Source organism: Lacibacter cauensis, from assembly GCF_007830055.1.
GTDB lineage: Bacteria > Bacteroidota > Bacteroidia > Chitinophagales > Chitinophagaceae > Lacibacter > Lacibacter cauensis.
Genome location: NZ_VLLE01000006.1, coordinates 207,937 through 218,623 on the forward strand (window position 1 = coordinate 207,937; position 10,687 = coordinate 218,623).

Sequence of the window (10,687 nt, forward strand, 5' to 3'; positions counted from 1 at the left end):
TGACTATACTAACTTCCGGTCTCTTTACTATTCACTATGATCTATGAACCATCAACTCTTTAATACACATCCTTCTCGTAACGGCCTTCTTTCTTCAGTTGTTCGAGATAGGCTTTTGCTTCATCTGCTGTTTTCTTTCCCTCGGTTGCTATGATGTTGAGCAGCGTTGCTTCCACATCTTTACTCATCGGATCTTTTTTACCGCTTACATAAATGGAAGCTCCACCATCAATCCAACTGAACAGTTCTGCTGCTTTCTGCTGCATACGATGCTGCACGTAAATCTTTTCCTGCTGATCTCTTGAAAAAGCAAGATCAATATGTGTTAACACACCTGTTTGCACAAAATTCTGCATTTCGGTCTGGTACAAAAAGTCGGTTACAAAATGCTGTTCACCAAAGAAGAACCAGTTACGGCCACTTGCACCGGTTGCATCACGTTCGGAAATAAATGAACGGAACGGTGCTACACCTGTACCCGGCCCGATCATGATTACATCTTTGTCGGCAGCAGGAAGCTTAAAGTTTTTATCCTTATGCACATAAAATGTAAGTGGCGCACCCACGGGCAAATCGCCCAGGAAAGCACTGCACAAACCAAAACGTTGTTCATCCTGCGACAGAAATGCATCTTTCGCTACGGTAATATGAATTTCATTTTCACCATGTGCTGCAGGTGAAGAAGATACCGAATACAAGCGTGGAGCAATCGGCATTAATATTTTTACTACATCTTCAAACTGTGCGGCATCTTTAACCGGATAAATACGCAACAGATCAACCAGATCCATCCTTGTATCAGGAATTTCCTGCTGTGTAATAGTTGCATATTTCTTTACAGTTGATGATAACAGGTAACAGATATTAAGATTGTGTAACAGCAGTTCCCTTACTGTTCCTTCTGCTTTTGCTGTCACAATTATTTTATCTGCTGCAATACCCGTAATTGATATAATACGATCAACTACCTCGGCTCGGTTACCCGGAACAATACCAATGGTGTCGCCGGGTTCGTAGGCAATCGGTTCGTCTGTACCAATTTCTATATGAAAGGTTGCTTTGTTCGATCCACGATCATTAAGGTTGACGTTGGTCAATACTGTGCCGTGATAATGCTTTTTACCTGTAGGCTTCTTTGCAAGAGGTGCAGCTGTTTCAACAGGAGCTGCAGTTGCTTTCTGCTCAATTACCTGTATTACTTTTTCAAACCATACAGCGGCATCATCTTCGTAATCCACATCGCACTTCTGAATCGGTACTACTTCTGTTGCACCAAATGCTTTCAAACGAGCATCCACATCTTCGCCTGTTTTGCAAAACATCGGGTACGATGAATCGCCCAATGCCAACACACTGTACTTCAGGTTGGGGAGTTTGAGTTCATTTTCGTGTAGGTAATCGTAAAACTTTTTAGCCGGGATCGGCGGTTCACCTTCGCCCTGTGTACTGATGACCACAAAAAGATATTCTTCTTTGGACAGATCGGTAATACGATACTGACTTACATCGGCAAGTTTTACCTGCAAGCCTTTTTTCTTTGCAACAGCGGCTAAGTTTGTTGCCAGCTTTTTAGAGTTGCCGGTTTCTGTACCAAACAATAAGGTTAATTTCTTTGCTGTAACAGCTGCGTGTGCTGCAGTAGAAGTTACGCCATTTCCATTGGGCTTTTCTTTTGCAACAAGTCCACTCAAATAACCATTCACCCAAATCAATTCTTCGGTTGAATAGTCTTTTAAAAAAGCATGCAGTTGGTTTAATCTTGCTTCGCCAATCATTTTCTGAAATTTCTTTTATTTAACCGTCACTAATTCATTAAATACAGAACCGGCTTTGTTTGCAACATACCAGTTGAACTGTTCGTGCAGTTCCACCACATCACCAATAATTACCAATGAAGGTGAACTGAATTTTACGCCGGCAAAATCATTCTTCACATTGGTAAGTGTTGAAACATGCACACGCTGGTGTTCAGTTGTAGCCTGTTCTATCACTGCCAATGCTGTATGTGGTTTCTTCGTGTAACGCAGAAACAATTCAGCCAAACCTTCGAGGTTACGAGCCGCCATATAAAACACCAACGTATCAGATGATGATGCCCATGCTTTCCATTGATCTCTGTTGTAAAAACTGCAGGGATTGAAAGTGATGAATTGTACTGCTTTTGCATAACCTCTTGCAGTAAGCGGAATACCTGCATAAGCCGATGCACCTGATGCAGCTGTAATACCCGGAATAATTTCGAATGAAATACCTGCTTCGTGCAGACTTTGTAATTCATCCAGCACATTACTAAAGAAAGCAACATCACCACCTTTTAAACGCAAAACGGTTTTACCGTTTTGTGCATGACCAACAAGCAGTTTATTAATATCTGTCTGTGCAACCGAACCATCATGATAGCCTTGTTTTCCTGTCATCAGCACTAATGCATCAGGACGGGCGTACAAATCGGTGATCTCAGGGTTCACCAACCGATCAACAATGATCACATCTGCTTCGGCTAAACGCTTCTGCAGTTTTACCGTAATCAGCTCCACATCGCCGGGACCAGCCCCTGCAATAACTACTTTACCGGTTATTTGATTCAGTTCGTTTGACATGTTATGCTTCTTTATTATCCTACTCTGCGAGTAGGGTTTGTTTGCATAAAAAAAACCTTTCGGTTTTTTTATTTAATTAAAACAGCAGCTACAGTGCTGTTACTTGTTTCGTCAATTAATACAGCACTACCATTCTCGCTCAATTTATCGTACGAGTCGAATACAACAGGAGAAGCGGTTTTGATCACTGCTTTCACCACTTCGTTCAATTTCACATTACCCTCAACAGGTTGTTGCTGCAAACTGTTTACATCCAGTTTATACTCCACGTGCTTTACCACAGAACGAACCAAACGGCTGCCATGCTGCAGGTAGTATTTATTACCGGGGATCAACGGCTTATCGTCCATCCAGCAAAGGAGTACATCCAGCTCATTGCTCACCTGCGGTTGGTTATCCGATTTCACAATTGAATCGCCACGGCTAATGTCGATATCATCGGCCAGTTGAATGGTTACACTCTGTGGTGCAAATACTTCATCCACCTGTTTACCACCTGCCTCTAATGTGCTGATGGTTGTTTCAATACCGGCAGGCAACACGATTACTTTATCGCCTACTTTATACGTACCACTTGTTACAGTACCTGCATAACCACGATAGTCGTGCAACTCTTCTGTTTGCGGACGAATGACCAGCTGTACCTGAAAACGTGCATCTGTTAAGTTGATATCGTTATCAATTTCCACCGCTTCTAAAAACTCCAGCAATGGTTTACCTTCGTACCACGTAATTGTTTCCGATTTATCTACAATGTTATCGCCGTTTAATGCACTGATCGGGATATAGGTTACATTATTCAACCCTAATTGCTTCGCTACTTCTGCATAATCGATGAGGATGTTATTGTACACATCCTGCGAATATTCCACCAGATCCATTTTATTTACAGCAACCACTACATGCTTAATCTTAAGCAATGAAGCAATAATGGAATGGCGACGTGTTTGTTCCACCACGCCTTGCCGTGCATCAACTAAAATAATAATGAGGTTGGCATTGCTTGCACCGGTAATCATGTTACGGGTATACTGCACATGACCGGGCGCATCAGCAATGATGAACTTGCGTTTGGGTGTTGAGAAATAACGGTACGCCACATCAATGGTAATACCTTGCTCACGCTCTGCACGCAACCCATCAGTCAGCAATGCCAGATCAACAGAACCATCGGCTCTGTTCTTGGTTGATTTCTCCAAGGCTTCCAGCTGATCGATGAGAATATTTTTGCTGTCGTACAGCAAACGACCAATCAATGTGCTCTTGCCATCATCTACACTGCCTGCTGTAATAAAACGAAGTAAATCCATTAAGTTATAAGTTGTATGTTATAAGTTTTAAGTGAAGAGTTGCGGCAATCGTAATCGTCTTATGACTTATTACTTATCACCTATTACTCTTAGAAATATCCGTTCTTCTTCCGGTCTTCCATTGCTGCTTCGGTAACCTTATCATCAATACGTGTTTCCCCACGTTCGCTGATGCGTGTTGCAATGATCTCTTCAATTACTTCATCTAAATTGGAGGCATTGGATTCTACAGCCGCAGTACAGGTCATATCGCCAACCGTACGGTAACGAACTCGTTTGGTAATAATTTTATCATCAGCAGATGGCTGCACATATTCGCTCATGGCCACCAGCTGACCTTCGTGTTCAATTACTTCACGATCGTGTGCGAAATAAATAGAAGGCAGATCGATCTTTTCTTTACGGATATAATTCCAGATATCTAATTCAGTCCAGTTGCTGATAGGGAATACACGAACGTTTTCACCTTTGTGAATACGGCCGTTGTAAATATTCCATAACTCGGGACGTTGCAGCTTGGGGTTCCATTGTCCAAACTCATCACGCACCGAAAAGATGCGTTCTTTTGCACGTGCTTTTTCCTCATCTCTGCGGGCCCCACCAATACATGCATCAAATGCAAACTCTTCAATGGTATCGAGCAGTGTATATGTTTGCAACCAGTTACGGCTGGGGAACTTTCCTTTCGGCTCAGTTAAGCTGCGTTGTTTAATGGTATCTTCTACTTTACGCACCACCAATGTAGCACCTACTTCGTTTGCAAGCCAGTCACGAAACTGCAACGCTTCAGGAAAATTATGTCCTGTATCTACATGTACCAACGGAAAAGGAATTTTACCCGGTGCAAATGCTTTTCGTGCCAGGTGCACCATTACAATCGAATCTTTTCCTCCGCTGAATAAAAGGGCCGGTTTTTCAAACTGCGCTGCCACCTCACGGAAAATGTAAATACTCTCCGCCTCCAGTTGCTCTAAATAATTTAAATGATACTGACTCATGAATCTGTTTATTATCCTACTTTACAGGTAGGGTTATATAACTGCAAATATAAGACGCAAAGCGCCTAACACTTGTTTATTCTTACGCAAACATTTGCGTAGCTCAGGAATTTGACGATTGGCTTACATCTGTATGCACATGCAACCCGCATTCTTTGTTGCTTTTATCCTCCCACCACCAGCGGCCGGCACGGAAATCTTCGCCGGGACGGATAGCTCTTGTACAGGGGGCGCAACCAATGCTTACAAACCCTTTATCGTGCAACGAATTATAGGGAACATGGTTTTCACGGATGAACTGATTGAGTTCTTCCCATGTCCAGTGAAGAATCGGATGAAACTTGATGATCTGATTGCTTTCGTCCCACTCCAGCTGTGCAGTTTGCTGGCGGTCGGGGCTTTGTTCAGCACGCAACCCGGTGATCCAGACCTGACGGCCTTTTAATGCACGCTTCAATGGCTCTACTTTTCGGATGCCGCAACATTGCTTACGATTATCGGTTGATTCGTAAAATGCGTTGGGACCTTTCTCCGTAACATACCGCTGCAAGGCTTCTGCGTTGGGATAGTATGCATGAATAGGTTGATTGTATGTTTCCAACGTTGAGCGCCAGGTGCTGTATGTTTCGGTGAACATACGTCCGGTGTCCAACGTAAACACATCAATCGGTAATTGCTGACTGAAGATGAGACGGCTGATCGCCTGATCTTCCAAACCAAAGCTGGTGGAGAAAACAATGCTGCCTTTAAAACGCTCGCTGAGTATTTGAAGAGCTGCTGCAGGGCTTTTACCCTGCAGTTCGCTTTCCAGTTCGGTTATTTGTTGTTGTAAACTCATGATTAGTTAATATTTAAACCAGCCAGTTCAAGACTCTTTTTTTTCAGTTTACGGATCTCTACATCTTCAATGATAGGCTCCGGACTCAAAATTAAAGAGGTTCCGTTTTCACGCCACCAGTTGTTTTGCTTCAGTTCGTTTGCATGTACCACACCCACCAGATATTTGCGGTCGCTTTCTGCATGCCATTCTTCGATCCACTCCAGTTTTTCTTTTGGAATAAAATTCCAGTCATCAAAACTTAAGTACACTTTCAGGTAATAATCGTTTGTGAGTTCGTTTGGCTGATGGTAATAGAGTTTCTTATACTCATATTTATAATCATAACGCAAAGCTGAAATATCACTCAACACAGCAGATGCTGTGGGGAACGAACCTGCACCTTTACCGTAGAAGAATTGTTTATCGGCAAATGAACTTTCGACAACAGCGCCGTTGTATTCGTTCTTTACAAAACTTAAATGATCGTCGTGCTTTACAAACTGTGGCAACACAAATGCAGCCACTTTACCATTCTGTAATTTCTTCGCCTGGCCAACCAAACGGATTTCCAGGTTCTTTTCACGGCCCACCGTAGCATCTGACCCCTGTATGTTCTGAATTCCTGTAAACAAAATATCATCAGGATGCGATACAACACCGTATGCGTGTAATAACAGGATCACCCATTTATTTACGGCATCCCATCCATCTACATCCAAAGTAGGATCTGCTTCAGCAAAACCTAAAGCCTGCGCCTGTAACAACGCCTGTTTGAAGTCGAGTTTCTCTTCAAACATTTTGGTAAGGATATAGTTGGTGCTGCCGTTTACAATACCACGGATACCATGCAACAGATCGTTGTCGTAATACTCTTCCAGGTTACGGATAACAGGAATCGAAGCACACGATGAAGCTTCGTACAAAAATGAAAGACCGGTTTCCGTTTGCAGCTTCAGTAATTCAGGCAAATGCTCAGCAATCATTTTTTTGCTGGCACTAACCACTTCTTTACCGTTCTTTAATGCTGTTGATACAATATAAAAAGCAGGTTCACTTTCATTGATCACTTCTACTACTACATTAATTTCCGGATCGTTCAGGATCTCATCTCTGTCTGTTGTAAATAACTCATCCGGAGCGTTCCTTTTCTTATTTGGATCTTTAATACAAACTTTTTTAATTTTTGCATTTAACGAAGCTGTTTGATGTAACACTTTGTATAAACCCTCGCCCACAACGCCAAAACCAAAAAGGCCGATTACTAACTGTTTATCGCTTGACATATTACTTGATTAATTGTTTCTTTAAATCTGTTTTCTGTGTTTGTTGTAAAAAATGATTGATGGCTTTATTGATTTGATCGTACTCCAGTAAGAATCCATCATGACCATAAAACGACTCAATGCTTTTAAAGTGTGCCCCACTGATGGTGTTGGCTAAGAACTGCTGCTCACTGATTGGAAACAGCAAATCGTTGCTGATACCGATGACTAATGTCTTTGCCGTAATTTCTTTCAACGCCAGTTCAATAGACGCACGGCTGCGACCAACATTGTGCGCATCCATTCCTTTGCCAAGAAAATAATAGCTGAATGCATTGTAACGTTTCACCAGTTTATCGCCTTGGTAACGTTGGTACGATTCGGCTTTAAAATTTTCCAGCACATCATTGGTTTCTTCTATCTGGCTGATGCCATACGCATCGTAATGACGATACGAAAGCAAAGCAATACTGCGTGCTGCTTTTAAACCAGCCTGTCCGGCATCTGCACTTTTATTTTTCCAGGTAACATCTGCTTCAATGGCCAAACGTTGCGATGCATTAAATGCTACACCCCATGCCGAGTGATACGCATTTGTTGCAATTGGAATAATATGTTCGAACAGTTGCGGTTCTTCAATGGCCCATTCTAGCAATTGCTGTCCGCCCATGCTTCCGCCAATGCCGATGTGTATTTTTTCAATACCTAATTCTTTGCGCAACGGATCGTATGCACGGATCATATCCCTTGTAGTAAACCAGGGAAAATCGTGATAGTAAGGTTCGTTGGTTAATGGATTAATATCCAACGGACCAATACTGCCATATGCACTGCCGGGCATGTTTACGCAAACAATAAAATAGTTTGCCGGATCAAATAACTTTCCTTCGCCTACCAACCCATCCCACCATTCGCTCGGATCGCTGTTGGCTGTTAATGCATGAAAAATCCAGACAACATTGCTCTTGGTTGCATTCAACTCACCCAATGTTGTATAAGCTAAATGATACTGGTTGAGCAATGCGCCCGACTCCAGCCTGAATGGTTTATTGTATGTAAAAACTTTTGTTGACATTTTCTACCTTACCCCTCGTTCCCCTCTCCTGAAGGAGAAGGGAGGCCGAGCGGCATTTTACTTTTTATCTTTTGTAATTAAGCATTTCATCTTTTATCTCTATTCAACCCTTACAACTTAATCTTACTGATAAACTAAGCGAGGGCGTGTGCTGGTGGCCTCCCTTTAGGGAGGTCGGGAGGGTTTTTATCCTACCAATTCCTTTTCTGCAACTTGTTGAAATGCCTGTTCCAGATCTGCTTTAATATCATCGATGTGTTCAATACCTACACTGATGCGTACCAGGTTCGGATCAACACCTGCCGCTACCTGTTCAGCTTCGCTCAACTGTTCGTGTGTTGTACTTGCCGGATGAATCGCCAATGTTTTTGCATCACCCACATTTGCCAGGTGACTTACCAGTTTTAATGAGTTGATGAATTTGGCAGCGCTTTCTTTACCACCTTTAATAGCCACCTGCAGAATACCACCAAAACCATTGGTTAAATATTTCTTTGCCAGTTCGTGATAAGGATTGCTTTTTAAACCAGGGTACAATACATATTCAACCGATGGATGTTGCTCCAGCCATTGTGCTAATTCCAGTGCATTTTGTACATGGCGTTCAACACGCAGCGACAATGTTTCTAATCCTTGTATTAATAAGAAAGAGTTGAACGGACTTTGCGACGCACCCCAATCACGCAAACCTTCTACACGTGCACGAATGATGAATGCGATATTGGGTAAGCCGAGCGGATTACCTTCGCCAAACACATCCCAGAATTTTAATCCATGGTAACCTTCACTTGGTTCGGTAAACTGCGGAAACTTACCATTACCCCAGTTGTAATTACCACCATCAATGATAACACCGCCGATGGTGGTACCATGTCCGCCTATCCATTTGGTTGCACTTTCTACAACAATGTTTGCACCATGTTCTAACGGGCGGAAGAGATAACCACCTGCACCAAATGTATTATCAACCACTAATGGCAAATCGTATTCTTTTGCCAAGGCAGCAAACTTTTCAAAATCAGGAATATTTAAACGGGGGTTACCGATTGTTTCAAGATAGATGGCTTTGGTGTTTTTATCGATGAGCTTTGCAAAACTTTCAACATCATCACCATCAGCAAAACGTGCTTCAATACCTAAACGTTTAAACGAAACTTTAAACTGATTGTAAGTACCGCCGTATAAGTAAGAGGTTGTAATAAAATTATCGCCTGCCTGCAAAATATTGCTGAGTGCAAGAAACTGAGCAGCCTGTCCGCTGGCTGTTGCTAAAGCTGCCACACCACCTTCCAATGCTGCAATGCGTTGTTCAAACACATCGGTAGTCGGGTTCATAATACGGGTGTAAATATTACCAAATGCTTTTAAGCCGAAAAGATTAGCTGCATGTTCGCTGTTATCGAAACCATACGAAGTTGTTTGATAAATAGGTACTGCACGTGATTTTGTTGTTGGATCGATTTGCTGACCTGCATGCAGTTGTAATGTCTCAAAACGTAAAGTGCTCATAGCTGAATTATTTTAAATGATTGAATAAATAAAAGACTGAAAAGAAAAAGAGAAAAACCGATGTAGTACCTCCCCGTGAAGGGGTCGGAAATAGATATGTATGCCTTACGGCATACAACAAATACAACAACACTGCATGCATGCAGCAAAAGAAGAGTTTGTATAGTTGTTGTTGTACATATTTATAAAAGACCCTACAAATGTAGAAGGGTTCTCTTGCATCTGCAAATTTGAACTTGTAAAAGTTTTGTCAATGATTTGCTTAACGATTGTTTGTTTCATCTGCTTTCAGTTATCATGTGCTTTAATACTTATCGAAGAAAGCAGACCATCGACGAATGTTTTTGCTACATACTGTATATGCAACAAAAAAGCTCATCCGATAAAATCAGATGAGCTTTAATTATGTAATTGAACATTGTTAAGCTTTGAATCTGACTTATCTACCCACACTTTGTGCGGATGGAATTGGCACCTGTTCTGTCAACTTTCGTTGAGAGAGGTTGCCAAGGCTTCATCGGGCCATTACCCTCTGCCTTTCTTGATAAGTAGTCCCGTTTTAAGCGGGATTAATAAAGAACTGGCGCAAAAGTAGGCAGAAAAAGAGGTATCTGCCAAATTTGTTTCACTAACAGTTGTTACAGCACCGGATTCGCCTCACGTACCAGGATCAATGCTGCCAATACCGATGGAATTGTAGCACGCAGGTGTGCTTTTCGTTCTGTTTCGTTACCGTAAACGGGTTTAATGCTTGCACGAAGTTTGCGCTCAGGTACTGCTTCATTTTCCAGCACCACTTCAATGCCTTCGCCTTCTTCTATACGAAATCGGAATTGATCGTGTTGTTCGATTGTTGCAGAGCCTTTCACCATCTGATCATCATCGTACTTAATTTTTCCCAGGTTGTGCCCATACTCATTTCGTACAAACTGGAACAACCGGTTAAACATGCGCTTTCCGATGAAGATGCTTCGTTTAATCATTCCGTTTTCCAATCGAAAACTTTCAGTTGCCGGACTAAGCTTTACTGTAAAACGATGTTCATCTCTGCCATCGTTTAAAATCATTGGAACTTCGTTGTAAACTGCAATGCCCATATGTGTAAGTTTTAAA

The 10,687-nt window shown here is 42.1% G+C and carries 9 protein-coding genes and 1 riboswitch; all 9 genes read right to left on the bottom strand.

What is annotated here, in order from left to right; genetic code table 11:
• Window positions 1-59: 59 nt before the first annotated feature.
• A complete protein-coding gene (locus IQ13_RS17525) occupies window positions 60-1,775 on the bottom strand; it encodes a diflavin oxidoreductase (RefSeq protein WP_144887929.1) in 1,716 nt (571 codons plus the stop codon).
• Between the two features lie 15 nt (window positions 1,776-1,790).
• A complete protein-coding gene (gene cobA / locus IQ13_RS17530; RefSeq protein WP_144887930.1) occupies window positions 1,791-2,600 on the bottom strand; it encodes a uroporphyrinogen-III C-methyltransferase in 810 nt (269 codons plus the stop codon).
• Between the two features lie 68 nt (window positions 2,601-2,668).
• A complete protein-coding gene (locus IQ13_RS17535; RefSeq protein WP_144887931.1) occupies window positions 2,669-3,910 on the bottom strand; it encodes a sulfate adenylyltransferase subunit 1 in 1,242 nt (413 codons plus the stop codon).
• Window positions 3,911-3,999: 89 nt separating this feature from the next.
• On the bottom strand, window positions 4,000-4,908 hold the full coding sequence (gene cysD / locus IQ13_RS17540) for a sulfate adenylyltransferase subunit CysD (RefSeq protein WP_144887932.1): 909 nt from the start codon (window positions 4,906-4,908) through the stop codon (window positions 4,000-4,002).
• A 103-nt stretch (window positions 4,909-5,011) separates the two neighbouring features.
• Window positions 5,012-5,746 (bottom strand): phosphoadenylyl-sulfate reductase, encoded by a 735-nt coding sequence (locus IQ13_RS17545; protein ID WP_144887933.1) that lies wholly within the window; start codon window positions 5,744-5,746, stop codon window positions 5,012-5,014.
• 2 nt (window positions 5,747-5,748) lie between these two features.
• Entirely contained in the window at window positions 5,749-7,011 is a 1,263-nt protein-coding gene (locus tag IQ13_RS17550; protein WP_144887934.1) for a homoserine dehydrogenase, read from the bottom strand.
• 1 nt (window position 7,012) lies between these two features.
• Window positions 7,013-8,065 (bottom strand): homoserine O-acetyltransferase family protein, encoded by a 1,053-nt coding sequence (locus IQ13_RS17555; RefSeq protein ID WP_144887935.1) that lies wholly within the window; start codon window positions 8,063-8,065, stop codon window positions 7,013-7,015.
• Window positions 8,066-8,251: 186 nt separating this feature from the next.
• A complete protein-coding gene (locus IQ13_RS17560; protein ID WP_144887936.1) occupies window positions 8,252-9,574 on the bottom strand; it encodes an O-acetylhomoserine aminocarboxypropyltransferase/cysteine synthase family protein in 1,323 nt (440 codons plus the stop codon).
• A 436-nt stretch (window positions 9,575-10,010) separates the two neighbouring features.
• Window positions 10,011-10,125, bottom strand: a riboswitch (SAM riboswitch).
• Between the two features lie 87 nt (window positions 10,126-10,212).
• A complete protein-coding gene (locus IQ13_RS17565) occupies window positions 10,213-10,671 on the bottom strand; it encodes a hypothetical protein (RefSeq protein ID WP_144887937.1) in 459 nt (152 codons plus the stop codon).
• Window positions 10,672-10,687 lie beyond the last annotated feature (16 nt).